Genomic DNA, 23,951 nt, shown 5'->3' on the forward strand with positions numbered 1-23,951 from the left:
GTTGCTCATGCGGATCAGAAGCGGATCACGCTGCGGGCGATGGACCCGGTTTCCTGCTTTGCATAGGCTTCGTTGATCTCGTCGAGCTGGATCTCCTGCGCCACCAGGTCATCGAGATTCAACCGGCCCTGCAGATAGAGCTCGGCGTAGTAGGGAATGTCATTGCGGACCGTGGAGGAGCCCATGTAGATGCCGTGGAGATTGCGCTGCGGGATCAGCAGGTCCAGCATGATATTCATTTCCAGCGGCTTGCCCTGGGGAATGCCGATGAAATACACGTGTCCGCCGGTTTTGGCGACTTCCAGGGCCTGGCGCTGCGTGGGGGCAATGCCGATGGCTTCGAAGGAATGGTGGACTCCGCGGCCGGTGATGGCGCGGATGGCGCTGACCACGTCTTCGGTGCCGCCGTTGATGACATGGGTGGCTCCGAATTTCTTGGCCAGTTCCAGCTTCTCTGGCTGCAGGTCAATGCCGATGATGGTCTTGGCGCCGGCCAGCTTGGCTCCCTGGATGACATTCAGGCCGATGCCGCCCAAGCCGATGACCGCGACGGTTTCCCCGGGAGAAACCTTGGCGGCGTTGAGCACCGCGCCCACGCCGGTGGCTGTCGCGCAGCCAAGCACAGCAGCCTGCGCGAATGGGATTTCCTTGGGCACCCTGACCAGCTTGTTCTGGTGCAGGACCGTGTACTCGGCGAAACCGGCCACGCCGAAGCCTTCTACGCGCTCGCCGTTGCGCGTCAAGCGTGCCGGGGTATCCGGTCCGCGCAGCGCATGCTGGGGATTCAAGCAGCGGTATGTCGCTCCGTTGACGCATTCTTCGCAGCTCCCGCAGAAGCTGATTTCCGTGGCGATGACATGGTCTCCCACTTCGAAGTCGGTGGCTTCGGGGCCTAGCGCGACGACGGTGCCAGCCATTTCGTGGCCGACCACCATCGGCAAGGGGCGCCCGCGGTCTACGGTGGCAACTATGTGGTCCGAGTGGCACAGGCCTGCGGCTTCGACCTTCACCAGAACTTCTTGCCCCCGCGGCTCGTCGACTTCGAGTTCCTCGATGCTGAAACCTTCGCCGATGGAGTTGATGACCGCTGCGCGCATTGCAGATCCTTCGTTAGATTCTTATTCTAAAAATGCATTATTTCTAATAGTATATTTTCATTAGTGTTCTGCGTCACCCCCTTTGCGCGACTATTTTCTGGAGGAAGCATGAAAGCAGCAGTCGTTTCTGAAGTTGCCGGCTCTTTTGATGTCCTGGACATCAGCATTGACAACCCTGAAGCCCATGAAGTCCTCATTGACGTGAAGGCCAGCGGCCTGTGCCACTCGGATTTGCACGTGGCGACGTCGGACATCGGCTTCCCCATGCCAGCGGTGCTCGGCCACGAAGTCTCGGGTCTGGTCGTGGGCGTCGGTTCGGCCGTCACCTCGCTCTCGGTGGGGGACCGCGTGGTGACTTCTCCAGTGCACAGCTGCGGGGTCTGCAAGGGATGCCGCACCGGCAAACCCTACCAGTGCCGCGTGCCCTCGCACACCGACCGCACCGCGCAGCAGAATCCGCGATTGTCCCTGGGTGGGCAGCGGCTCACCCAGTTCATCGGTGTTGGCGGCTTCGCGGAACAGGTGCTGGTGCATGAGAACACCGTCGTAAGGGTTCCGGACGCTATCCCGTTCGACCGCGCGGCGCTGCTTGGCTGTGGAGTGGTCACGGGTGCTGGCGCGGCTATTAATACCGCGCGCATCCGTCCAGGCGATACCGTTGCCGTGATCGGCGCCGGTGGTGTCGGGCTGAACGTCATCCAGGGCGCGAAACTGGCTGGCGCGACCCGCATCATCGCTATCGACCTGCAGCCGGCCAAGCTGGAGCTGGCCAAGGTCTTCGGTGCCACCGACGTCATCAACGGCGGGGAGGGCGATGCGGTGGAAACCGTCAAGCGGATTGCTGGCGGGGGAGTGACGCATGCCTTCGAGGTCATCGGCCTGCAAGCCACCAGCGAGCAGGCGGTGGCCATGCTGGAAATTGGCGGCACCGCGTACCTGATTGGCGTTCACAAGCCCGGCGCGCAGATCAGCATCACCCCATTTGGAGACCTGATGGGACGCCAGAAGGGCATCCGTGGCGTGGCCATGGGGTCGAGCAATATCCAGGTGGATATCCCCATGTACGCCGAGTTGTATCTGCAGGGCCGTTTCAAGCTCGACGAACTGGTGTCAGCGCATATCAGCTTGGATGAAATCGACAAGGGATACGAGCAGCTGCGTGGCGGTGCGGTGGCCCGAAGCGTGATTACCTTCTAGATTTATCGACGCCGGTCGCTGAACGAAGCAAGGCCAGCAGTTCACTGATCTGCTGGCCTTGTTTCATGTTCTGGGGGGTGCTGCTACTCTCCGGTCTGCGCGCGGCGCTGTATGCGCGTGGCGTACAAGACGCAGCCCAGCAACCCGATGAAGCTGAGCGCAACCGCCACGGACCCGGTGATGCCGGGCAGGTGCTGGTTCCAGGTCATGTTCAGGGTGACAAGCAGAGACACCAGAAATCCTCCGGTGAGGTAACTGATTGCCGAACTCATGGTGAACCTTCCGTGGGCAGAACGTGCTCCCGTGAGCCTAGCATCGCGCCAGTCCCTGTCCAAGGATTTGCCGGTGCTGGTTATTTGCGAGACGCGTGCTCCCAGAGCACTTCATCCACTGTTACGGGCTTGTCAATGAGCTCGAAGCGTGCCATTGCATCCAGGCCTGACTGGAAAGCCTCTGCATCGAACGCGGTGCCTGCCAAGGCGAACCGCGTTGGAGCTTTTTCCACCGGAATCTGGTTGACCTCGGCGTGTATCTTCTGCACTTCCTCGAGGTTTGCTGCATCGGAGTAGAACTCCACTGCCTCTTTCATGGCCGATACGAAGGCCTTGGCAGTATCTGGATTCGCACCGGCCCACTGGGAAGTGCTTAGCCACAAAGTGCCCGGCTGATTCCCCTGGTACTCGCGGACCGGGTTGCCCAAGGAGGGGAAGCCGGCCGCAATCATCTGGTGGTAGAAGACGTCGCTGGGGACGACCGCGTCAACGGTCCCGGTCTCCACCGCGGCCTGCATCCCGGCGTAGGGCATGCCCACTTCGCTGAACTCCTCGGCGCCCACCCCTGCGTCTTCCAGGGCTTGGAAGACCGGCAGATCGCTGCCGGTCTTCACGCCGATGACACCGATGGTCTTGCCCTTGAGATCGGCAAGCCTCGCAATCCCAGAGTCCTTGGCGACGAGCACTCCGGAGTTATCGACGTTCGGGTCGACCACGCCATTCGAAGCCAGCGCTTCGATCGGCAGGCCCTTTGACACGGAGGTGGCGACGTTGACCCAGGAACCGGTGGCGATGTCCACCTCGCCGGAGATAGCAGAAGCAATCTGGGCGGCGGGGTCTGCGCCATTGATGATTTCAACCTCCAAGCCATGGTCTTCGAAGAAGCCTTGGGATTCGGCGAGGTAAGCCGGCTCGAACTGGATGCCGGCCACCGAGACCTTCAGCGGGATCAAGCCGCCCGGTGTTTCGGCGCCTTGCCCAGCGTTGCCGCAAGAGGCCAAGGCCATGGTGGAAACGAGCAGGACCGCGGACAGGGGCAGGGCCCGGCGCGCGGAAGATGGAGTTCTCAAGATGGCCTCGTCGTGCTTGAAGGGGATATGAAGTGGCAGGCAATCAGCTGAAATCTGTGATGACCGAACGGGCAACGCCCTGCCCGGCCTTCATCGCTGCGAAGCCCTCGTTGATCTGCGAGATATGAAGTTCCCGGGCAACGAGCGCGTCGAGCTTGAGGCGCCCGGCAAGATAGTGCTCGGTGTATTTGGGGACATCACGTTGCGGGCTGGAAGAGCCCATATAGATCCCGTGCAGGCTGCGCTGCGGCCCAATGATGTCGGACATGGCATCCAGCGGCAGTTGCGCGCCGGGCTTATGCAACCCGACCAGATAGGCATCCCCGCCTACACGGGTCATGCGCACCGCCTGCAAGCTGGTGGCCTGCAGGCCGATCATCTCGAAGGAATGATCCACCCCGCCGCCGGTGATTTCCTGGACCTTGGCGACAGCGTCTCCACTGCCGCCATTGATCGTGTGCGTTGCCCCGAATTCGCGGGCCAGTTCCAGCTTCTCATCGCTCAGATCCACTGCGATGATCTTCGAAGCGCCGGCGATCTGGGCGGCATTGATCGCGTTCAACCCGATGCCTCCAGCGCCAATGACTGCGACGGATTGCCCCTGGGCCACCTGGGCGGAGTTGAACACTGCCCCGGCACCGGTCAGCGTGGAGCAGGCCATCACCGCGGCTTGGGCGAAGGGCAACTCCTCGGGAATCCTTACTGCCTGGTTGGCATGCACCAAGGTGTACTGGGAAAATCCGCCGGTGCCGAACATCTGCATCACCGGCTGATCCTTGCAGCTGGCGCGCGGTGCTTGGCCGGCCGTGCGCAGCGTGCTGGGGCGGTTGGCGCAACGGTATTCCTGGCCCGAAAGGCACAGGGCGCACTGCGCGCAGTATTGGATCAAGCTGGCCAGCACGTGGTCTCCCGCAGTGAAACCGCAGGCTTGGTTGCCGGTGCTGAGCACCACCCCGGCAACTTCATGGCCCAGCAGCAGCGGGGCAGGAAGGCCCAGATCCATGCCCGCCAGGTGGGCATCGGACTGGCACAGTCCAACTGCTTTGACTTCGATCAGCAATTCCGCGCCCAGCGGAGCATCAACGTGGATGTCCTCAATGCTGAAGCTGCCATCGCCGTGCCTTGCCAGTGCTGCCCGTGCGCTGAGTGCCATGGGGATCAGTCCTGGCGCAGGCGCACGAGGATCCGTGCGCGGGCCTCGGTGAAGCGCGGGTCAGCCTTGGTGGCCAGCTGGTCGCGGGTCTCGCCGAAACCGGTGACGATCTCGTCGACTACGGTGGCCGGCTTCTCCGCGATCACGACCACCTTGTCGGCCAGGTACAGCGCCTCGTCGATGTCGTGGGTGACCAGCAGGATCGTCACACCCAGCTTGTGCTGCAAGTCCAGCACGAGGTCTTCGAGGTCGAAGCGGGTCTGCGCATCAACCGAGGCGAAGGGCTCATCCATGAGCAGCACCTTCGCGTTGTAGGCCAAGGCGCGGGCAATGGCCACGCGTTGCTGCATGCCTCCTGACATTTCCCAGGGGAACTTGCCGCCTTGGCCTTCAAGGCCCACGGCAGCCAGATGCTCATCGGCCAGCTTGTTGCGCTCGGCCTTGCCGATGCCCTTGCCCTGCAGCGGGAAGGCCACGTTTTCGCGGGTGGTCATCCACGGCATCAGCGAACGCGAGTAGTCCTGGAAGACCACGGCGAGATCGGGGTGCGGGCCGTTGATCTTCGTGCCGGAAACCTCGATGGTTCCGGCTTTTGGCTTCAGCAAGCCGGAAAGGCATCGCAGCAAGGTGGTCTTGCCGACGCCCGACGGGCCGACTATCGAGATGAACTGGCCATACTCCACGTCCAGATCCAAATTCTCCAGGATCTTGTTTTCGGCCGGGCCGGCGCCATAGCTCATGGACATGCCGCGAACCTTCATGAGCAATGGTTTGGTTTCCATGGTCGTTTCAACGGGTGCTTGGGTGGTCATGGGATTCTCCTTGGTCAGAAGATGGAAGGTCGGACGGAAACGGAGGCTACTGGGCGCCGGAGGCGTGGTACCAGCGCAGGATCCGTTTTTCGACGAGCACGAAGAGGATCGAGATGATGTAGCCGATGACACCGACCAGCAGTGCGCCGGCCCATGTCTCCGGAACCTTGAAGGTGGCCGAGGAATTCAGGATGTAGAAGCCCAGGCCTTCAATGGAGGCGAACATTTCCGAAACCACCATCACGGTGATGCCGATCGGCAATGCGACGCGGATACCGGCCACGATCTGCGGGGTGGCACCGGGCAGGATCACGCGGCGGAAGTGCAGGCCCCGGGGAATGCGGTAGACCTTGGAGAACTTGCGCACCGTTGGCTCGATGCCCAAGATGCCGTCGATGGTGTTCAGCAGGATCGGCCACATGCAGGCGAAGGCGATGGTGCCCATCTTCGGGCCCTGCCCCATGCCGAAGACGCCGATGATCATCGGAACCAGTGCTGCCTGCGGGACAGCGCGGAAGAAGTGGATGATCGGGTCAACGATCTTCAGCAGCAACGGGACTTCGCCCAGCAGCAGTCCGCCGCAGATGCCGAAGAAGGCAGCCAGGGCCAAGCCGACAAAGAGATTGGACAGCGAGTACCAGGCGCCGGAAATAATCACGCCGTTGCCCAGGTCGCGGACCAAGGCTTCGAGGATGGACTCCAGCGAGGGGATGAAGAAGTTCGTGGAGTTTGCCGAGCCGAACCACCAAGCCGCAACCACGGCAACGATGAGCCATGAAGAAACCAGTATCTTGCGTCCGGCGGCCGCCGAGGAACTCGGAGCCTTGGCTTTCGAAGCGCGTGATGGCACTGCGGGGGCGTTCAAAGTTGCGTTAGTCATCGTTCTGCCTCTTCCACTTCAGCAAACGGTTTTCGGCCTGTTGCAAGAGCAGGGCGATGGCCCATCCGGTCAGGCCGGCGAAGAACAGGTAGGCGAAGGCCAGATCCCAACGCTGCGCCTGCTGCATCAGCGTGATCTGGCGTCCAATGCCTGGTGCCTGGGAGATCACTTCAACGCCCACCGCCACCAGGATGGCGATGGCCGAGGAAATGCGCACACCGGTCGCGATCAGCGGCAGGGCAGAAGGCAGCAGGACCTTGGTGAAGCGCAGCATCGGCGGGATGCGGAAGACGGCGACGGTGTCGGCAACCGCGGCTTCCTGGCGGCGTGCACCGTAGATGGTCTGGATCAGCACTGGCCACAGGCAGGACAGCGCGACGACGACGATTTCCATCATGGTGTTCGAGCCGAGCAGCATGATCACTACCGGCATCAGGGCCAGTACCGGGAACGAACGGCCGAAATCGATCAGAATCGAGGTGGAGTTGTCGAGGAAGCGAACTGATCCAATGACCAGGCCCAGGACGACACCCGCGACCGAAGCAATGAGCCAGCCGGTGAGGGCTGCGAGCAGGGTCTTGCCTAGCCCGCCCCAGAAGGCCGCTTGGCCCAGGGCTTCGGAGATGGCAGAGAAGATCTTTTCCACGCCGGGGAGCATGGAGGGCATGGTTCCTGAGGCGATCACCAGTTGCCAGATGCCCAGCAGGGCGGCGATGGCCACGATGCGCAGGGTCCAGAGCAGACCCGGTGAAATCGTTGACTCTTTCATGGGAATCCTTGAGTAAGCAGTTGCAAGCTAGGGGTGCTGGTGGCGCCAGCGCAGGGGATGGCGCCACCGGTGGGGCGAATAGGACGTGGGCTACTTGGCGTCTGCCGAAGCCCGGGTAGGGGCTTCGTCCCAGAGCACATCTTCGACGATGACCTTGTTCTCGACCAGGCCGAAGTGGACCATGGCATCGATGCCGGATTGGGCTTCAGCCACGTTGAAGGTGACGTCCGCCGGGACGAAGGTCTTGGGCGCATCGGCTACATCGATCTGGTTGGCTTCGGCGTGGACCTTGCGGACTTCCTCCAGATTGGCCGGGTCCGAGTAGAACTTCACGGCATCCTGCATAGCTGCGTCGAACTTCTTGGCGGTCTCGCCATTCTGCTCCAGCCACTGCTTCTGCACGGTCCAAACGGTTACCGGCATGCTGGACTGGAATTCCTGTACCGGGTTGGAGATGGTCTGGTAGCCCTTCTCCAGCATCTGGTGGTAGAAGGAGTCGGCAGGCACTACTGCATCCACGGTGCCTTGTTCCAAGGCTGCTTCCATGCCCGCGTAGGGAACAGCAACTTCCGTGACTTCCTTTTCCTTCACGCCGGCCGCTTCCAATGCCTGGAGCACGGGGATGTCGCCACCGGACTTCACGCCAACTACGCCAATGGTCTTGCCCTTCAGGTCTGCCAGTTCCTTGACCCCGGAATCCTTGGCCACCATGACACCGGAGTTGTCGGCTTCCGGGTCGACCATGCCGTTGCCGCCAATGACCTGGATCGGAACACCTTGGGAGAAAGAGGTGGCGACGTTGATCCACGAGCCGATGGCAACGTTCACGTCACCGGAGACCACCTGGGCCAGCAGGGCGGCGGGGTCGGCGCCATTGACCAATTCAACGTCCAGGCCCTGGTCCTCGAAGTAGCCCTTCTCTTCAGCGATGCGTGCGGTTTCGAACTGGATCGGAGCAATGGCGACGCGCAGCTTCACCGGGCCGTCGGCGCTGGCCTCCTCACTGGATCCGCACGCGGCCAGGGTGCCGATTGCGAGGGCAGAGACTGCGAGGCCGGAGAAGGCCTTCCGTGCAAAACGTCGTTTCGTGACCATGGGGATCTCCTTGAAAGCTTGGTGCCTAGGCGAAGGCTGCGAGTTGTCGACCGGGGTCGGCTCCCGGAAGAAGAAGTACATTGAGCATCAAAATGTATTCCTTGAATCACAATATATCTTTAGTATGATTGTGTGGCAAGACTCACATTCAAAATGATGCCAACGACGAAGCGGGCCGGGCAGACCAGGAGATACATTCCATGACAGCAACAGATCTTTCCGCCGTTCCGCTGGCTCAGCAGCTTCGCGCCGCTTTGGCGGCCACGCCCCTTCCGCTGGTGATCAATGGCCAGGAGGTCGCTGGCTCGGGGGAAAAGCTGCCGGTAACCGATCCCTCCACTGGCCAGCTGCTGACCGAGACGACGGCTGCCACCGCAGCGGACGTCGACCGCGCAGTAGCTGCCGCCCGTGCAGCGTTCGAGTCCGGGCCCTGGGCAGAAATGACCCCGGCAGCACGCCAGCGGGCGCTGCACCGCTTCGCTGACGCATTGGAAGCGAACCTCGATGAATTGGCTACCCTGGAGTCCCTGAACTGCGGGAAGCCCTTCAACGTCGCCCGCTTTGGCGAGCTGCCCGCGGGCATCGAAACCTTGCGCTACTTCGCCGGCTGGGCCACCAAGCTCAACGGCGAAACCCGCGAGATTTCCCTGCCAGGAACCTGGCACGCCTATACCCAGCGCCAAGCCTTGGGCGTGGCCGCACTGATCGTGCCATGGAATGTCCCCTTCACCATTGCGCTGTCCAAGGTGGCTCCGGCGCTGGCGTCCGGTTGCACCGTCGTGCTCAAGCCCGCGGAGCTGACCCCGCTGACCGCCGTGCGCATGGCGCAGATTGCGCTTGAAGCAGGCATCCCGGCCGGTGTGCTGAACGTTGTCCAGGGTTTGGGGCCGGTGGCCGGCCAAGCGCTCGCCGACCATCCGGATGTCGACAAGCTCTCCTTCACCGGATCCACCGCGGTAGGCAAGAAGCTGCTGGCGTCGGCAGCGGGCAATCTCAAGCGGCTGAGCCTTGAGCTGGGCGGCAAATCCCCGGTGGTGATCTATCCCGACGCGGATCTGGACAAGGCCATTCCGGCCGCGGCCATGAGCATCTTCGGCAACTCCGGCCAGGTCTGCGCGGCAGGGTCGCGACTGTATGTCCACGAAGACATCGCAGACCAGGTCATCGAAGGCATCGCCGGATTCGCGAAGAGCCTCAAGCTGGGCGCTGGCCTGGCAGACGGAACCCAGCTGGGCCCGCTGATCTCCCAGGTGCAGCGCGAGCGCGTGCTGGGGTACATCGAGGCGGGCATCGCTGATGGCGCGGAACTCGTTGCCGGTGGCTTGGCCGAAGGCGGAGAAGGATTCTTCGTGCAGCCGACCGTGCTGAAAAATGTCAGTCCGGACATGTCCATCGCCAAGGATGAGATCTTCGGGCCGGTGCTCTCGGTCAGCACCTTCGGCGACGAGGATTCGCTGGCTGAGGTGCTGCGCCGGGCCAACGACACCGACTACGGCCTCAATTCGGTGATCTTCACCCAGGACATTTCCCGCGCGTTGACCTTCGCCAAGAAAATCCAGGCCGGCAACGTCAGGGTGAATACCGGTGCCGGCATGGATGCGAACATGCCGTTCGGCGGATTCAAGCAGTCGGGGTGGGGCGCCGAAAATGGCCGTGAAGGCATCGAGGCCTACACCTCGCTGAAGTCGGTCACCGTCAAGCTCGACTAGCGGCAATGTTCTATTCCGGGACTGCTTTGCGCAGTCCCGGGCCGTTAGGATGAGCTCATGAGCGAAAAGGAGCAACCCCGGCTGGCTAGCGCGTTGGCGCAGAAAGTCGTCGACACGATTGCGCCGACCATCAACCGCAATGTGAACATCATGAATGCTCACGGAGTCATCATTGCTTCTACGGATGCTGCGCGTATCGGTACCCACCACGACGGCAGCGCAGAGGCGATCCGACGCAACGGCATCATCCGTGTCAGCCAGGCCGACGGCTCGGCCGGAACCCAGCCCGGGGTCAATGTGCCACTGGTGCTGAACGACCAGCTCTGCGGCGTTGTGGGCGTGACCGGAGCTCCCCACGAGGTGGAACCGCTGGCCGGCCTGATTGCACTGACCGTTCAATTGCTCTTTGCCCAGGAACGCGAGCACTCTCGCAGCGCGCGGCGCGAGACCGAAGCCCGCGACATTATTTCTGCGTTGATCGCCGGTCGCGTTGCGCCTGAAGTGATCGACCGCTCGCTCGCAGCGCATGGTTTGCGCGGGCCGAAATGCATTGAAGCTTGGCTGCCCCGAAGCGTGGGGGATCCGTCGCTCGAAGAGCCGGCGAAGGATCATCACCGCACGTCATGGGTTAGCCTTTCCGGCGCGTACTGGAGGCTTTGCGCTGCCAGCGAGCCAGCTTTCGCTCCCGAGCGCATGGACCAGGAACGTTTCCTGGTCTCCGCGCCTGTCGAAAAGGCCGAGGATCTCATGGCCGAAACCGAAGTGCTGCGCGTATTGGTGGGCTATCCGGCACTCGTGCCATCCCACACACGGCGCCGCATGTGGAGCCGGGAAATTGCTGTGGCTATCGCCCGCACCCCAGCCCGCAGCCTGGAACATGCAGCTGCTCCAGCGATGCAGCTCAATGAGGAACAAGCCAGAACCCTGCTGGTCGTTGCGACAGCTGCTTCGATGAGCCAAGCGGCCACGGATCTGCATATTCACCGCAATACCTTGGTGCAAAGACTTGAGCGGATAAGCCAGGTCAGCGGCGTCGATATTCGGCGGTCCAGCGAATCCCTGAAACTCCAGCATGCCATCTACGCGAGAGTGGCCTTGGGCCAGCTGCATGTTTTCTAGGCCCTGGAAACGAGGGGAGCTGGCGCCGGGGCTGGGAAGGGTGGGATGTTTGCACACATTGGCTCTTTCGAACCCAGGCAAATATGGTCGTGTGCCCATAGGTATTCGGGGTCACTTTTCCTAGTATTGGCAGGATGATCGATCTTTGCGCCCGAAACCGGGGTGGCACGGTGGCATCTAGCCCAACGGGCAAAGCCTTGAGCGGCTTTGCCGACAGGGCTGGTCCACCCGTTGAGCCATTGCGGGCTGGACGCAGAGAACTACCGATATTGGCAAAGGAGCCAACCCGCCGTGTACGAACTGCTTGTTCTGCTGATCCTTGTTGTGGCCATCGTGATGGTCACAGCACGCCTGAAGATCAGCCCATTTCTCGCCCTCGTTGGCGCCGCTATCCTGGCGGCCTTCGCCTACCGGATTCCGCTGGCCGACGTGGCTTCGACGGTCACCACGGCCTTTGGCAGCACCATGGGAAATATCGGACTGGTGATCCTGTTCGGAACAATGATCGGTGTCATCCTGGAGAAATCCGGCGCCGCGATCTCCATGGCAGATGCGCTGATCAAGGTCCTCGGTACCCGGTTCCCCAACCTGACGCTATCGATTATCGGCTACATCGTTTCCATTCCGGTCTTCTGCGACTCGGGATACGTGGTGCTCAACTCGCTGCGCAAAGCCATCACCCTGCGTACCGGGGTCTCTGGGCTGGCAACTTCCATCGCCCTGATGACCGGCCTGTACGCGACCCACACCATGGTGCCTCCAACTCCGGGCCCGCTGGCCGCAGCCGAAAGCATCGGCGTTGCCGATAACCTGGGCTTGATCATCGCTGTCGGATTGCCCGTTGCGGCCATCTCGGCACTTGCCGGCTTGGCCTACGCCAGCCGCTTCAACAAGTCCCAATGGACCCCGTTGCCAAGCGACGACCACAATGACATCTCCGAACTCGACTATGAGCAGCTGCGTGCAAGCTTCGGAAAATTGCCCAGCCCGGCGCTGGCCTTCATGCCGATCCTGGTTCCGCTGGTGCTGATCTGTGCCGCATCCATTGCGAAGCTGCCCTCGCACCCGATTGGCGAAGGCGCTGCCTTGGAAATCCTTTCCTTCCTGGGGACGCCGGTTATTGCGCTGATCTTCGGCTTGATCTCATCGACTTTTCTTTTGAGCGGTGGCAGCAAGCTGGCGGTCTTCAATGAGCAGATGAACGAAGCTGTACGCACCGCTGCTCCGATCTTGCTGATCACCGGTGCCGGCGCCGGCTTCGGCGCGGTCCTGGCCGCGTCGGATCTGACCACGATTCTTTCGGATTCACTCAGCGGACTGGGCTTGGGCCTGGCTGTGCCATTCCTGATCGCCGCTGCACTGAAGTCCGCCCAGGGCTCGTCCACCGTCTCAATGGTGACCACTTCCGCGCTGGTCGCTCCGATGCTCGGCTCCCTGGGCTTGGGTTCGGAGCTGGGCATGGTGCTATCCGTATTGGCAGTAGGCGCCGGTGCGATGGTTGTCTCGCACGCCAACGACTCCTACTTCTGGGTCGTCTCGCAGCTCAGCCGCATTCCGGTGATCACCGCCTACAAGACCCTGAGCGTGGCTACCGCCATCCAGGGCACCGCGGGGTTCCTGACTGTACTGGTCCTGGGAGCCGTACTGCTTTAGCAGCACGCCTTCCAAGAAAGCAACGGATCGCGCCATCGGCAGATGGCGCGATCCGTTGCTTTAAGCAGTGCTGGATTAGCCCAGGCCTGCCGCCGGGAAGCTCCGCGCGGCCTTATTCGCTGTGGCAGTCGAGATCACCAGCAACGCGATGGCGGCCAGGTAGCCGGTTCCGGTCGCGGCGAAGGCGAAACCGAATTGGCCCAGCAGGCAGAGAACTGCTGCGCTGGCCAATGCCGCCCAACCGGCCCAGGAAGCCGCGGCAAGCAGGGGCGCAGCCTGCTGATGCCCGGCGAGCCAGGCCCCATCGCTGGCCAAGGTGTGGCGCGTCTTGATGCCGATCGCCGCATTGCGAGCGAGCTTCCGGTCCCGTGCCATCGGGGCGAGGAACGCTGCGACCAGCGTTATGCTCAGCAACCCGAACATGAAGGCAATCACGCCTGCTGGATCCACTTGCCGCCTCTTCTGCCGATTGATCTTGAATGGCCATTCTATGCGGTCGCATGGAAGTGCCCTGATCCACGCTGTGTTCCCAATCGATGCCTGCGGGAACGCTCTTGAGATCCAGTTCCGGCATGCCAATTGCGTCATGCGAAGGTCATATGACGTCTTATCCGCCCGTTTTCCGGCAGGGCGAAGGCGCGAAGATGACGTATTTTGTCCTGCTGTTCCTCCGCATGACAGCGCCCTTCCCGAGGACCTGCCAGTAATGCTTGACTCGGAGCACAACCCATCCAGAGCGGCTGAGAGACCTGGCTCCGAGATGCCGCAGCAAGCCTGCACTCCGCAGGTAGTGCTAACGCCAGGTTCGATGGATCCGCAGATTTTCTGCATCCTTCGGAATCCATAGCCCAAGAGGAGAACGAAGATGACTGTACTGGATACCCAATTGCCGCGCGTGCCCTACACCGGCACTGCTGATGAAGCTGAACTGGCTCATTGGCGCGACGTCGCCCAGCAAGTAGCTGACAAGCTGGCGGCTGACGCGCTCGAACGCGACCGAAAGAACGCCCAGCCTTTCGCCGAAGTGCAGCTGCTGCGCGAAGCCGGGTTGCTCAATCTCTTGGTGCCTGCAGAATTCGGCGGAGCCGGAGCCCATTGGGAAACGGCTTTCGAAGCGGTCCGCATACTGGCCGCAGCTGATGGCTCCATCTCGCAGTTGCTGGCTTACCACTACATCAACCAGTCCGGCATTGCGTTCTACGCCCCAGCAGAAGCGCAAGGGGCATGGTGGCAGCGCACCGTGGAAGGTGGCTGGCTCTGGGGCGATTCGGTGAATCCAGTTGATCCGGATTTGACGCTGAGCGCCGAAGGGGACGGCTACCGACTGAATGGAGCCAAGCGATTCTCCACGGGTTCCGGTGTTGGCGAGGTCATCGTCATCAACGCGCTGGTCCAGGGCGGAGAATACGACGGGCAGATTCTCGCGTTGGTTCTGCCACGCGATATCGATGGCTTGGAAATCGTTGACGACTGGGACTACCTGGGACAGCGGCTGAGCGCGTCGAATTCCTTGAAGTTCCACAACGTGCGGCTCGAAGCAGGGGACTTGCTGGGATTCGTCACCGATGAACCGGTCTCCACCCTGCTTACCCCCGGTATCCAGTTGGCCTTCGCCAACTTCTACCTGGGCATCGCCCAGGGAGCACTGGAGCGCGGCAAGCAGATCTTGCTGGGCCGCAAGAACGCCTGGCTGTTCTCGCAGGCAGAGACCTACTCGCAGGACCCGATCTTCCAGCGCACCGTCGGAGAGCTCAAAGCCCGCACCGCAGCAGTGGCGGCGCTGACCGAGAAGCTGGGCCGGAAATTCGATGCCCTGCTCTCGAAGGCCGGGGAAGTCACCCAGCCCGAACGAGCGGCGTTGGCCGTGGAAATTGCTGAAGCCAAGGTGGTCTCCACTGAGGTGGGAGTGGAGGTGGCGAACCGGATCTTCGAGGTGACCGGTTCATCTTCGACTGCGAACTCGGTGGGCCTGGACCTGTACTGGCGCAATGTGCGCACCCATTCGCTGCACGACCCAGTGGACTACAAGAAGATCGAGGTCGGCGCCTACTTCCTGCGCGGAGAGTCCCAGCCGCTCTCGCTGTACACCTAAGAAAACTTCTCCCGGATTGGACTGAACGATGACTGTACTTGCAACTGGCAATCGACTCGCAGGCCTCAAAAACCGCTTCGCACCGCTCTTCGCGCGCATTGCGCAGGGCGCAGCCGAACGCGACCGCACCGGCGAATTGCCCTACCAGCAGGTCGCGGACCTGGCCGCTGCCGGCTTTGGTGCGGTTCGGGTCCCGGAATCGCACGGGGGTGCCGGTGCTACGCTGCCCGAACTCTTCGAGCTCTTCGTGGATCTCGCGGCGGCGGATTCCAATATTGCCCAAGCGCTGCGCGCGCACTTCGCCTTCGTCGAGGACCGTCTGGTTGCGGCCCCCGGTCCGGGGCGCGACAAGTGGCTGGCCCGCTTCGTGGCGGGAGAACTGGTGGGCAACTCCTGGACCGAGGTCGGCACCGTCAAGGTCGGGGACGTGATCACCAAGGTCACCCCGGACGGCGAGGGAGGATTCAAGATCAACGGCACCAAGTACTACTCCACCGGCTCGATCTTCGCCGACTGGCTGGATACCTACGCAGAGCGCACCGACACCGGAAAGCGCGTGATCGCCGCAGTCAACCGCCACCAGCCCGGCGTCGAGCTGGCCGATGACTGGGATGGCTTCGGCCAGCGCACCACGGGTACCGGCACCTCCACCTTCACCGATGCGATTGTCGCCGAAGAAGACCTCATCGACTTCGATACGCGTTTCAAGTACCAGACAGCTTTCTACCAGCAGGTGCTGCTCGCTGTTCTGGCCGGCTCCGCCAAAGCAGCCGAGCGCGACTTCGCCGCCGAGCTGAAGGCGCGCAAGCGGACCTTCAGCCATGCCGCGGCCAATCTGGCGGCCGAAGACCCGCAGCTGCTGCAGGTGATCGGCGAGGTCTCCGCGGCGGCCTTCGCTGCCGCGGCAACGGTGGAACGAGTGTCGACGGCATTGCAGGGAGCCTATGAAACTGCGCAGGCGCTGCACACCGGCGAGGTGACCGGGGAAGAGGACGAAGCAGCCAACGATGCGGCAGAGCAGGCCAGCGCCCAGGCGCAGGTGGTGCTCACGCCATTGGTCCTCAACGCAATCACCCACGCTTTCGATGCGCTGGCCGCCAGCGCCACGAGCGTTACCAAGAACCTGGACCGGCACTGGCGCAATGCCCGTACCGCCGGCAACCACAACCCCTGGGTGTTCAAGGCGAGGTTGATTGGCGACCTGGCGGTCAATGGCACCGAGCTTCCGCGCGTGTGGGCGATTGGTGCATCAAAGTAGATTCCTTGGTCTTGCGAGCCCAGCATCCTTTGCCGGTGCTGGGCTCAAGGCCGTCGGCCCGGGGCAATTGATCGACCATCGTTCCAGTCGCCTGACGGATAGCTGCCGGCCTTGGCCCTAGCGCACCTGGGTAACCGTGCCACTTGCGATATGGAAGATATCCAAGTCGCGGGGCACGAAGAGGCCGCCAGAGAACTGTTTCGAAGCCCGCTGCCAAACTTCCATTCCAGATCCAGCGGGAACCAAATGATGCAGCGCCAAGTTCCGTGCTCCAGCCCGCTGGGCGATTCGACCTGCGTCTTCTGCGGTGGTGTGCGCGCGCCGATGATGTCCCATGCTCGCTTCCAGTTCGGAGGATGAAGCATGCGGGTAGCTACGAGCGATGGCCTCCAGATCAATAGCTTCATGGAACAGCAAGTCGCAGCCTTGGGACAGGCGCGCAAGATTTGCGCTTGGCGCTGTATCGCCGGAAACCACGACCGATCCATATCTCGAATCAAAGCGGAATGCGAATGCCGGAGCGATAGGTTGGTGCTGGACCAGGATAGCGCTAATTTTTACATGCCGATCAGCGTATATTTCAAAAGGCTCCATGTCCGGATGGTTGTTGTGGTTGGGGTGGAAGCCTGTGCTGGCGGGAATCTCGATATCTACGCCATGGAAAATATCCGAAATATCAGGTGCCGCCGAATCCCGTCGGCGATCGTTGAGATCTGTCGCATGGGCGCGCAGCAGCAAGTTGACCATGGCGTTGGTCCCGGGTGTGGGCGACTGCGGAAATATGGCTTCCGGCTCTTCGGCCGCTGTCTGCATCGAGGGCAGCACTCCTAGATCACCCGGTCCGAAAACAGGAACCTGCCGACCCTCGGTGCCGCGGAACCCAAGGCCGCCCAGGACCATGACAGAATTCAGGTCAATGACGTGGTCTGAATGCTGATGGGTAATGAAAATTCCGCGCAGGGCAGTGGGGTGAATCCCGATCTCAGCCAGGCCCAAACCGACGCCATGGCCGCAATCCACCAAGTAAGCGTGGCCGTCCACAACGATCGCGGTAGAAATTCCGCGACGGTGACCGGTTCCTGGATCCGGCCTCAATAGCGGGCCGCCAGCAGTTCCAAGCGCCACTGCATGCATTCCGGTCTTCATCACTGGCTTCATCTGTCTCCTGTAGACGGGTTATTTCATCGGCAAGCTGATGCCATCATCCGCGGAGGCAATGAAGTAGTCAAGGAATAATAGATTATTCGCCTCATAACATTTTCTAGTTGGCAGTGGTCCGCTGCCCGCTGGCTAGACTGGGCGGGTGATCAACTACACCCTGCGCCAGCTGCAGTACTTCGTCGCCGTCGCTGAACTCGGCTCCATCTCCGCCGCAGCGGAGCAGTGCCATATTTCCCAGGCAGCCATGTCCCAGTCCATGGACGAGCTGGAACGCGCCGTCGGCTCGCAGCTGCTGGTGCGCAGACGTGCCCGCGGCGTGGTGCTCACGGCTGTCGGCACCGACTTCCTGCTGGACTCGCGGGCCCTGGTGCGCCATGCCGAAGAAGTGCAGGACCAGATTGTCGAACGCCAGACCAAGCTCTCCGGCCCTTTGGTGATCGGCTGCTATTCCTCGCTGGCCGCTTTCTGGATCCCGGTGATCTGCGAACGCTTCACCAATGTGCACCCGGACTTGCAGGTCACCCTCGTGGAGGGGGACGGGGCCGACCTGCAGGAGCGCATGCTCAAGGGCCACCTGGATGCGGTGCTCACCCATACCCGCCACCTGCTGCCGCAGGTCTCTTCGCGTACGGTGATGTCGGGCCGGCCCTATGTGCTGGTGGGAGGAAATCACCGGCTGGCCGATCGCACCTCCGTCGCCTTGAGCGAACTGGCCGACGACGACTTCGTCTCCCTGGACATCCCCACGGTGCGCGATAACCAGCTGGTGAATCTTCGCATGTCGGGCTTGGACCCCAAGGTGCGGTGGAGTTCGCAGAGCTTCGAGGCGGTGCGCGGGATGGTGGCTCGGGGTTTGGGCTATACCGTTCTGGTGCAGCGCCCGCCGGTCAACCTGAGCTACGACGGCTTGCCGCTGTCGGTATTGGAGATCGAGGGCGAGGTTGGCGTGAGCGATATCTGCGTGGCCTACACCGCTTCGGACCGCCCTAGCTTGCGGCTGCGCGCGTTCTTGGATTTCTGCGAGGAAGCCGGAGCCGAGAAAGAGCGCAAGGCCGGTTAGAACCCGCAGGTTCCAACCGGCCCCGCGCTTTCGCCAGTCGGGAGGCTAGTGGCTCATTTCCTCGGCCTCGAGGTCGGCGTCGCGGCCTTCCTTGATGCCGCGCATGGCCAGGGCGGCGACGATGAACGCGGCGGCCCAAACGGCTCCGGCGATCCACAGCGATCCGCCGCCCAGCAGCACCAGGCCTGCAACGATCATCGGGGTGAAACCCGCGCCCACGGTGGAGGAGAGCTGGTAGACCAGCGAAGCGCCGGTGTAGCGGATGCGGGTTGGGAACAGCTCCGCGGTGAACGCGCCGAACGGCCCGAAGATGAAGGCCTGGATGATGCCGTTGGCCACGAACAGCGCGATGGCGAAGAGCCACAGCTGGCCCAGTTCCAGCATCCACATGATCGGCAGGGCGGCCACGGCGCCGGCGAGGATGCCGACCATCATGACCGGGCGGCGGCCCAGCTTGTCTGAATAGCGCGATGAAACCCAGATGCCCACCACGGTCAACGCGGCGCCAATGGCCTTGATGTTCAGCACCGCAGTGCGGTCCATGCCGACTTCCTCGACCACGTAGGAGATGGCCCAGACGGTCATCAGGCCCTGCACCGTGTAGGAGCTCATGCCCACCAGGGTTCCGCGGATGACGGACTTCGGGTACTTGGTGATGACCTCCATGAAGGGGGTCTTGCGCTCTTCTGCCTTGTTTTCCAACGCGAGGAACAGCGGGGACTCGGTGACCTTCAGCCGGATGACCAGCCCGATGCCCACCAGCGCGATGCTGATCAGGAACGGAATGCGCCAGCCCCAGGCCAGGAACTGCTCATTGGGCATGAGCGAGACGGCCGAGACTGCCAACGTGGCCATCACGGCGCCGGCCGGGCCGCCCATGTTCGCGAAGCTCGCCGCGAAGCCGCGGCGCTCCTTCGGCGCGTGCTCCAGTGCCATCAGCATGGCCCCGCCCCATTCGCCGCCCACGGCCAGGCCCTGGACGATGCGCAAGATGATCAGCGCGATCGGGGCCAGCATGCCGATCTGCGCGGTGGGAGGAAGCAGGCCGATCAGTGTCGAGGCACCGCCCATCATCGCCATCGAGGTGATCAGCACCCCCTTGCGGCCGATCTTGTCACCGAAGTGGCCGAACACGATGCCGCCCAGCGGGCGGGCCAGATAGCCCACGGCCAAGGTGGCAAAGGAAGCGAAGATGGCTACGCCCGGGGTCAGGCCCACGAAGAAGACCTTGTTGAAGACCAGCGAGGCCGCCGTGGCGTAGAGGATGAAATCGTAGAATTCGATTGCGCTGCCGATGAAGCTGGAAGCCAGGATCCGGCGCATCTGCGGGGATTTCAGCGAGGGAACCAACGCTTGTGCCTCCACGCCGTTGCCATTATTCAGGGTGCTGCTCATCGTACTGCCGCCATTTCACTGTTGACGCGGGAAAAGGATATCGTGTCCAGATCGTTGGGCACTAGGTAGTTGCCGGAGAATTTCGCGGCGTGGGCTTCCCAGACCTGCAAAGGCGTAGTTCCGGGGACCAGATGGTGCAGGGCCAGGGTGCTCGCCCCGGCCTGGTGCGCGATCTCGATCGCCTGCTCCGGCGAGGTGTGCGAGGCGCGGTGGTGGTCCATCGAAGCCTGGGCTTCCAAGGTGCCAACCGAACCGTAGGCGCGTTGCACCCAGTCGAAGTCGATGGCCTCATGAAGCAGCAGGTCGGTATCCCGGGCCAGGGCCACCAGGTTCTGGCAGGGCGCGGTGTCTCCGGAAATGGTCACCGAGCCTTCTGCGGTATCGAAGCGGAAGGCGAAGGCCGGAGCGATCGGCGGGTGCTTGACCAGTGTTGCGGTCACCGTGACCAGCTCGTCGCGGTAGATCTCGAACGGCGCGAAGCCCTTCGGTGTCGGGTTCTCGTTGGGGTGGTACCCGGTGCCGGCCGGAATCTCGATGTCCGAGGCGATGAAGTGGTCCAGCGGGGAGGGGCGCAGGGCGTCGATCACGCGGTCATTCAGGTCCGTGGCGTAGGCCTGCATCAGATGCTCGAACATCGAGGCAGTGCCCGGGGTCGGGTTCTGCGCGAAGACCGGCTGCGGGGCGGTCACTGCGCGCGGGGAGGCAGGTGGCAGGGCGCCGCGGTCGCCGGGGCCGATGATGGAAATCGGAGCCTTGCCGGCCGGCAGGGTGAACATTCCGAAGATGGCCAGCGAAGCCAGGTCGATGGTGTGATCGGAGTGCAAGTGCGTGAGGAAGATGCCGCGAAGGTTCGCAGGGGTGAACCCGGCTTTCATCAGCTGGTTGCCCACGCCGGTTCCGGCATCCACCAGGTAGACGCTTTCGCCTACGACTACAGCGGTGGAAATTCCCGCCCGCTTGCCGGCGTTCTCGCCGGTCCACCAGCGGGGTCCGCCGGCGGTGCCCAGCGTAACGACGTGGGGATTGAGATTGGTGGAGGCCATGGAATGCGCCCTTTCTTTGGTTCAAGTGCTGCATTCAATTCTTATGCGCTGGATCACATTCGTAAAACTGTTTTTATCAACCAACTAAATAGGTTTAGCCGATAATAGGTTGGGTATGCTCATAGCATCGACGCAAACCAAGGAGGGTCATGTCCGAGCAAGATCGCAGCCGGCTTTCACGCTGGATATTGCCACGGGGCAGTGAGCCTGACCCGCGCTTCACGCTGGCCAACGAGCGCACCTTCTTGGCCTGGATTCGAACTTCGCTAGCCTTCCTCGCGGGCGGCACAGCGCTGGAGGCCTTCGCCGCAGAGGCCTTCCCGTCGCCAGTTCGCACCTGGCTGGCGGTGCTGGTGATCGGCGTCGGCATCCTGATTGCTGCCGGTGCAGCCGTGCGCTGGGTCCGCGTGGAACGCAGCATGCGCACCGGCAGGCCGTTGCCGATTCCCGCCATTGTCCCGCTGCTGGCATTCGGTGCCGTGGTGGCCTCGCTGGCAGCGATCGCCATGATTTTCTGGTCCCTCAGCTCGTGATGAAAGAGCCCATCGAGATCAGCGACCCGGGGTTGCAGCCAGAGCGCACCGTCTTCGCGTGGAACCGGACAATGGTTTCATTTCTCGTGGTTTCCGCGGTCTTCCTGCGCTGGCTTCCGCACTATGGCCTGGCCGTGATCCTGCTGATTGCGATATCTTCCTCGATGGCATTCGGGATTCTGCTCTCGCAGCGTGCCCGGTACCGGAAAATGGCGCAAGGCGTGAAGGCTGAACGCGTCAGCGCGGATGTTCTCGCCGTGCTGCTGACAACAGCGGTGCTGCTGGCTCTAGGCGCTTGCGCGATCATCCTTGTGCTCGGCGCCTAGTTCCGGGTGCTCGCCAGGCGCAGGTTTATCGAGGCTGCGGCAGTAGCGGCCAGAGGAGTTGCAGGCGCGGCGCGAGTGCTGTTCCGGCCCTATTGCGAATGCCCGGGCCGGTGCAGCCAGTCCAGGCGCTCTAGCTGTACCGGTGCTGGGACCCGGATTTACCGAAGGGTCAGGGCCCATGGAGCTCGAGAATCTCCGCGGAGCTGAATGCTACCGATTCCGCGAGCTTTTGCACCGCTGCATAACGCTGTGACTCCGCATCGATATCCTTGTGGAACTGGGAATTTCTTTCGTCCCTATCAGCCTCGAACTTCTTTCCGGCGAGAGCCAGCTCCCGGGCAATTAATGCTGCCAATCCGTCACGCAGTTGTTCCAGGGAGGTGTTGGAAATTTCCAATCTTCGGTTAGCTGCGCTCAGAACGGCATTAGGGTAGCCGGCGGCATCGAGTTGGCCGCGCATGAAATCGCTGGTCAAGAACTCTGTTTCCTCGGCTGCGGGCTGGCGGTTGAAAACGGTGGCAACCCGGTACGCGCCGGGCGCCTTGTCGCTGAGCAAAGTTCCCGGCAGAGAGTTCATGAGCACCGGGCCTATCTTCAGCGGCTGGTGCTTCTTGCCAAGAGTGAGGGAGAAGTCCATCATGGCTTTTCCTTTCCATGTCCGTTCCATGCCGGCGACCAGGGTGCTCTGCCGTGGGCAGCAGCGCCTGGCGCCAGCTCAGCTAGGCTTGCCGTAGGGTTGCTTGGCCCGTAGCAGGCAAGATGTCCACGCGGCGCTCTGGTCCCTGTAGTGGTTCTTGCGAACTGTAGGCAACCTTGCGCCATCCGCATGAGGTGCAGGTCCAGAGCACTTCACGCATCGTTACCAGCATGTCCTGGCGCTGGCCAGCTTCGTGGCCGCCTTCGTTGTCCCATCTCTTGAGCTGGTTTTGATCATCGACGAATCGACGGGTTTCTGTTTCAACCAAGGTATTTCTGTAGCACCTCGGACAGCTGTTCGGCTTGTCCATGACATTCCCTCCGTTGCTGCATAGTCGTTTTTATTGCCGTGCTCTGCCCTCGGTGCTGCAGTTCAAGGCCGGTTCCACGGGAAACGCCGTACCATTTCTTGAGTTGGGCATCGCGGGGACCGCGGCAGTTGTGCGCGTACTGCCGTTTTGCACTGTCGGCTTCAAAGGTATTGTCCGGCTGTGCTGGTTGCATGATTCGCCACTACCGGACCGAACCGGTCTGTGGGCTGCTGGAGCAAAACTGTGATTCGTTCCTGGCGGGCAACCCTTATCGGGCAAATGGGAGAAGCGCAAGGAAGCGGGCAGTTAATTCGAGCCGCCTCGATAAAGATCCCGGTTCAACACTGCTGCGTTAATCTGAACGCCGTCCTCGGCAATGAGGAGGGCACAAAAGCTCTACGCCGGTAGGAAGTGCTTCCGATGACGGCATTTCTACGGAAGTTAGATCCAATTCCAGTCTACTCCGGTTTCCCGGTTGTGGACCGGAAAATGGCCAAGTGAAGCGACGAAGGGTGCCCGCGGCTGCAACGGCTTGTGTTGCCGAGGGGCGTCACCCTGTCGCGGTCCGGGCCATGGCGCGGGAGGCCAGCGGAAACCGCCATCGGCTAATGCGGGGCCCGATCTTGAATGTTCCGGAGTTCGGGGTCCAACGGGCGGGAATGCGCGTACAGTGAAAATACCGGTCCAGCTCGAATTCGCTGTAAAAGGGGATGATTCGCGATGCAGGCTGACGCTAGATTCAAGATGCCGTTCAATTTCGCCCAGGTGGTTATTGCGGCTTTCGGAGCCATGGCGCTTAGCGCCTTGGCCTATTTTGTTGCCAGGGTTATCGGCGCATCCATGGAGTACTCCGGCGGCTTATTCCGGAACCTGGATTTCATCCACATCGTGCGATTCACTGCCCTGCCCGTTCTCATTCTCGGCTTCCTGACCTTCTTGATCGGCTGGGCCAAGCCGGGCTTCTGCCGCATCGCCCAGTGGGTCGGCGTTGCCGCCGTCTTGACCTCAGCGGTGGTGCAGTGGTTCTTCGCCGAGGACTGGGGGACCGCGCTGACCCTGGCGATTATGCACCTGGTTGTTGCAGCGTCTTGGTATATCGCGGTGAACTACTCGAATAGGAAGTTCAACGAGATCGCGGCCCTGGAAAACCTATAGCCCTGCTAAGTGTCGCGGTTCTCACGGGCTCCTGAGAGCCGTGGCACAGGCACTCGGGAATAGAATAGTTGTGAACTATCAACAATTCTAGGAGT

General features: G+C 62.1%; 24 protein-coding genes and 1 riboswitch. Of the genes, 10 read left to right on the top strand and 14 right to left on the bottom strand.

Annotation, left to right across the window (positions count from 1 at the left end; translation table 11 throughout):
• Positions 1–14: 14 nt before the first annotated feature.
• On the bottom strand, positions 15–1,097 hold the full coding sequence (locus ACIOU9_RS12795; protein ID WP_105662291.1) for a zinc-binding dehydrogenase: 1,083 nt from the start codon (positions 1,095–1,097) through the stop codon (positions 15–17).
• A 108-nt stretch (positions 1,098–1,205) separates the two neighbouring features.
• Here ACIOU9_RS12795 and ACIOU9_RS12800 point away from each other — a divergent pair, with 108 nt between their 5' ends.
• Positions 1,206–2,294, top strand: coding sequence for an alcohol dehydrogenase catalytic domain-containing protein (locus tag ACIOU9_RS12800; RefSeq protein WP_105656455.1), 1,089 nt, complete (start codon positions 1,206–1,208; stop codon positions 2,292–2,294).
• Between the two features lie 83 nt (positions 2,295–2,377).
• Here the strand turns inward: ACIOU9_RS12800 and ACIOU9_RS12805 are convergent, their stop codons facing one another.
• The 7 genes from ACIOU9_RS12805 to ACIOU9_RS12835 form a co-directional block, all read right to left on the bottom strand.
• Entirely contained in the window at positions 2,378–2,527 is a 150-nt protein-coding gene (locus tag ACIOU9_RS12805; protein WP_166650762.1) for a hypothetical protein, read from the bottom strand.
• A gap of 119 nt (positions 2,528–2,646) precedes the next feature.
• The gene (locus ACIOU9_RS12810) at positions 2,647–3,636 is read right to left on the bottom strand and encodes an ABC transporter substrate-binding protein (RefSeq protein WP_402697133.1); all 990 of its coding nucleotides are present in this window, start codon (positions 3,634–3,636) and stop codon (positions 2,647–2,649) included.
• Between the two features lie 43 nt (positions 3,637–3,679).
• A complete protein-coding gene (locus tag ACIOU9_RS12815; RefSeq protein WP_105656452.1) occupies positions 3,680–4,789 on the bottom strand; it encodes a zinc-binding dehydrogenase in 1,110 nt (369 codons plus the stop codon).
• Between the two features lie 5 nt (positions 4,790–4,794).
• Positions 4,795–5,601, bottom strand: coding sequence for an ABC transporter ATP-binding protein (locus ACIOU9_RS12820; protein WP_105656451.1), 807 nt, complete (start codon positions 5,599–5,601; stop codon positions 4,795–4,797).
• Between the two features lie 46 nt (positions 5,602–5,647).
• A complete protein-coding gene (locus tag ACIOU9_RS12825) occupies positions 5,648–6,481 on the bottom strand; it encodes an ABC transporter permease (protein ID WP_105656450.1) in 834 nt (277 codons plus the stop codon).
• Positions 6,474–7,250 carry an ABC transporter permease gene (locus tag ACIOU9_RS12830; protein ID WP_402697136.1) on the bottom strand — a complete coding sequence of 259 codons (777 nt, stop codon included), beginning with the start codon at positions 7,248–7,250 and terminating at the stop codon, positions 6,474–6,476. Before ACIOU9_RS12830 ends, ACIOU9_RS12825 begins: the two co-directional genes overlap by 8 nt.
• A gap of 90 nt (positions 7,251–7,340) precedes the next feature.
• Positions 7,341–8,345, bottom strand: a complete 1,005-nt coding sequence (locus ACIOU9_RS12835; protein ID WP_181148780.1) for an ABC transporter substrate-binding protein — start codon at positions 8,343–8,345, stop codon at positions 7,341–7,343.
• A 200-nt stretch (positions 8,346–8,545) separates the two neighbouring features.
• Between ACIOU9_RS12835 and ACIOU9_RS12840 the strand changes: the two genes are divergently transcribed.
• From ACIOU9_RS12840 to ACIOU9_RS12850, 3 genes are all read left to right on the top strand, one after another.
• Complete coding sequence (locus ACIOU9_RS12840) at positions 8,546–10,054, top strand: aldehyde dehydrogenase family protein (RefSeq protein WP_402697138.1); 1,509 nt, start codon at positions 8,546–8,548, stop codon at positions 10,052–10,054.
• A gap of 57 nt (positions 10,055–10,111) precedes the next feature.
• Positions 10,112–11,173: a CdaR family transcriptional regulator gene (locus tag ACIOU9_RS12845; RefSeq protein ID WP_402697140.1), complete on the top strand. Its 1,062-nt coding sequence runs from the start codon at positions 10,112–10,114 to the stop codon at positions 11,171–11,173.
• 291 nt (positions 11,174–11,464) lie between these two features.
• The gene (locus ACIOU9_RS12850) at positions 11,465–12,826 is read left to right on the top strand and encodes a GntP family permease (protein ID WP_332595031.1); all 1,362 of its coding nucleotides are present in this window, start codon (positions 11,465–11,467) and stop codon (positions 12,824–12,826) included.
• Positions 12,827–12,901: 75 nt separating this feature from the next.
• On the opposite strand, the gene ACIOU9_RS12855 is transcribed toward ACIOU9_RS12850, so the two are convergent.
• Positions 12,902–13,276: an SdpI family protein gene (locus tag ACIOU9_RS12855; protein WP_332498985.1), complete on the bottom strand. Its 375-nt coding sequence runs from the start codon at positions 13,274–13,276 to the stop codon at positions 12,902–12,904.
• 274 nt (positions 13,277–13,550) lie between these two features.
• Positions 13,551–13,641, top strand: a riboswitch (SAM riboswitch).
• Between the two features lie 50 nt (positions 13,642–13,691).
• On the opposite strand from ACIOU9_RS12855, the gene ACIOU9_RS12860 reads away from it, so the two are divergent.
• Positions 13,692–14,918, top strand: coding sequence for an acyl-CoA dehydrogenase family protein (locus ACIOU9_RS12860; RefSeq protein ID WP_388024852.1), 1,227 nt, complete (start codon positions 13,692–13,694; stop codon positions 14,916–14,918).
• 28 nt (positions 14,919–14,946) lie between these two features.
• A complete protein-coding gene (locus ACIOU9_RS12865) occupies positions 14,947–16,176 on the top strand; it encodes an acyl-CoA dehydrogenase family protein (RefSeq protein WP_402697143.1) in 1,230 nt (409 codons plus the stop codon).
• A gap of 117 nt (positions 16,177–16,293) precedes the next feature.
• On the opposite strand, the gene ACIOU9_RS12870 is transcribed toward ACIOU9_RS12865, so the two are convergent.
• Positions 16,294–17,334, bottom strand: a complete 1,041-nt coding sequence (locus ACIOU9_RS12870; protein ID WP_402697145.1) for an MBL fold metallo-hydrolase — start codon at positions 17,332–17,334, stop codon at positions 16,294–16,296.
• 145 nt (positions 17,335–17,479) lie between these two features.
• Between ACIOU9_RS12870 and ACIOU9_RS12875 the strand changes: the two genes are divergently transcribed.
• Complete coding sequence (locus ACIOU9_RS12875; RefSeq protein WP_402697147.1) at positions 17,480–18,397, top strand: LysR substrate-binding domain-containing protein; 918 nt, start codon at positions 17,480–17,482, stop codon at positions 18,395–18,397.
• A gap of 45 nt (positions 18,398–18,442) precedes the next feature.
• On the opposite strand, the gene ACIOU9_RS12880 is transcribed toward ACIOU9_RS12875, so the two are convergent.
• Complete coding sequence (locus ACIOU9_RS12880) at positions 18,443–19,792, bottom strand: MFS transporter (RefSeq protein ID WP_105662301.1); 1,350 nt, start codon at positions 19,790–19,792, stop codon at positions 18,443–18,445.
• Complete coding sequence (locus ACIOU9_RS12885) at positions 19,789–20,835, bottom strand: MBL fold metallo-hydrolase (protein WP_402697150.1); 1,047 nt, start codon at positions 20,833–20,835, stop codon at positions 19,789–19,791. The genes ACIOU9_RS12880 and ACIOU9_RS12885 overlap by 4 nt, the downstream gene beginning before the upstream one ends.
• Before the next feature lie 149 nt (positions 20,836–20,984).
• Between ACIOU9_RS12885 and ACIOU9_RS12890 the strand changes: the two genes are divergently transcribed.
• Together ACIOU9_RS12890 and ACIOU9_RS12895 are read left to right on the top strand one after the other, a co-directional pair.
• Complete coding sequence (locus tag ACIOU9_RS12890) at positions 20,985–21,368, top strand: YidH family protein (protein ID WP_105656433.1); 384 nt, start codon at positions 20,985–20,987, stop codon at positions 21,366–21,368.
• Complete coding sequence (locus tag ACIOU9_RS12895) at positions 21,368–21,694, top strand: DUF202 domain-containing protein (RefSeq protein WP_105656432.1); 327 nt, start codon at positions 21,368–21,370, stop codon at positions 21,692–21,694. The genes ACIOU9_RS12890 and ACIOU9_RS12895 overlap by 1 nt, the downstream gene beginning before the upstream one ends.
• Before the next feature lie 169 nt (positions 21,695–21,863).
• Here the strand turns inward: ACIOU9_RS12895 and ACIOU9_RS12900 are convergent, their stop codons facing one another.
• Positions 21,864–22,334, bottom strand: a complete 471-nt coding sequence (locus tag ACIOU9_RS12900) for a hypothetical protein (protein ID WP_402697153.1) — start codon at positions 22,332–22,334, stop codon at positions 21,864–21,866.
• Positions 22,335–22,413: 79 nt separating this feature from the next.
• Positions 22,414–22,659 (bottom strand): hypothetical protein, encoded by a 246-nt coding sequence (locus ACIOU9_RS12905; RefSeq protein WP_105656430.1) that lies wholly within the window; start codon positions 22,657–22,659, stop codon positions 22,414–22,416.
• Between the two features lie 786 nt (positions 22,660–23,445).
• On the opposite strand from ACIOU9_RS12905, the gene ACIOU9_RS12910 reads away from it, so the two are divergent.
• The gene (locus ACIOU9_RS12910; RefSeq protein WP_402697155.1) at positions 23,446–23,856 is read left to right on the top strand and encodes a DUF6069 family protein; all 411 of its coding nucleotides are present in this window, start codon (positions 23,446–23,448) and stop codon (positions 23,854–23,856) included.
• The last annotated feature ends 95 nt before the right edge of the window (positions 23,857–23,951 follow it).

Source organism: Glutamicibacter sp. NPDC087583, from assembly GCF_044743685.1.
Taxonomy (GTDB): domain Bacteria; phylum Actinomycetota; class Actinomycetes; order Actinomycetales; family Micrococcaceae; genus Glutamicibacter.

Coding starts and splice junctions, on each gene's coding strand:
- ACIOU9_RS12795 (WP_105662291.1), bottom strand. CDS start 1,097: ATGCGCGCAGCGGTCATCAACTCCATCGGCGAAGGTTTCAGCATCGAG.
- ACIOU9_RS12800 (WP_105656455.1), top strand. CDS start 1,206: ATGAAAGCAGCAGTCGTTTCTGAAGTTGCCGGCTCTTTTGATGTCCTG.
- ACIOU9_RS12815 (WP_105656452.1), bottom strand. CDS start 4,789: ATGGCACTCAGCGCACGGGCAGCACTGGCAAGGCACGGCGATGGCAGC.
- ACIOU9_RS12820 (WP_105656451.1), bottom strand. CDS start 5,601: ATGACCACCCAAGCACCCGTTGAAACGACCATGGAAACCAAACCATTG.
- ACIOU9_RS12825 (WP_105656450.1), bottom strand. CDS start 6,481: ATGACTAACGCAACTTTGAACGCCCCCGCAGTGCCATCACGCGCTTCG.
- ACIOU9_RS12830 (WP_402697136.1), bottom strand. CDS start 7,250: ATGAAAGAGTCAACGATTTCACCGGGTCTGCTCTGGACCCTGCGCATC.
- ACIOU9_RS12835 (WP_181148780.1), bottom strand. CDS start 8,345: ATGGTCACGAAACGACGTTTTGCACGGAAGGCCTTCTCCGGCCTCGCA.
- ACIOU9_RS12840 (WP_402697138.1), top strand. CDS start 8,546: ATGACAGCAACAGATCTTTCCGCCGTTCCGCTGGCTCAGCAGCTTCGC.
- ACIOU9_RS12845 (WP_402697140.1), top strand. CDS start 10,112: ATGAGCGAAAAGGAGCAACCCCGGCTGGCTAGCGCGTTGGCGCAGAAA.
- ACIOU9_RS12860 (WP_388024852.1), top strand. CDS start 13,692: ATGACTGTACTGGATACCCAATTGCCGCGCGTGCCCTACACCGGCACT.
- ACIOU9_RS12865 (WP_402697143.1), top strand. CDS start 14,947: ATGACTGTACTTGCAACTGGCAATCGACTCGCAGGCCTCAAAAACCGC.
- ACIOU9_RS12870 (WP_402697145.1), bottom strand. CDS start 17,334: ATGAAGCCAGTGATGAAGACCGGAATGCATGCAGTGGCGCTTGGAACT.
- ACIOU9_RS12880 (WP_105662301.1), bottom strand. CDS start 19,792: ATGAGCAGCACCCTGAATAATGGCAACGGCGTGGAGGCACAAGCGTTG.
- ACIOU9_RS12885 (WP_402697150.1), bottom strand. CDS start 20,835: ATGGCCTCCACCAATCTCAATCCCCACGTCGTTACGCTGGGCACCGCC.
- ACIOU9_RS12890 (WP_105656433.1), top strand. CDS start 20,985: ATGTCCGAGCAAGATCGCAGCCGGCTTTCACGCTGGATATTGCCACGG.
- ACIOU9_RS12895 (WP_105656432.1), top strand. CDS start 21,368: ATGAAAGAGCCCATCGAGATCAGCGACCCGGGGTTGCAGCCAGAGCGC.
- ACIOU9_RS12900 (WP_402697153.1), bottom strand. CDS start 22,334: ATGATGGACTTCTCCCTCACTCTTGGCAAGAAGCACCAGCCGCTGAAG.
- ACIOU9_RS12910 (WP_402697155.1), top strand. CDS start 23,446: ATGCCGTTCAATTTCGCCCAGGTGGTTATTGCGGCTTTCGGAGCCATG.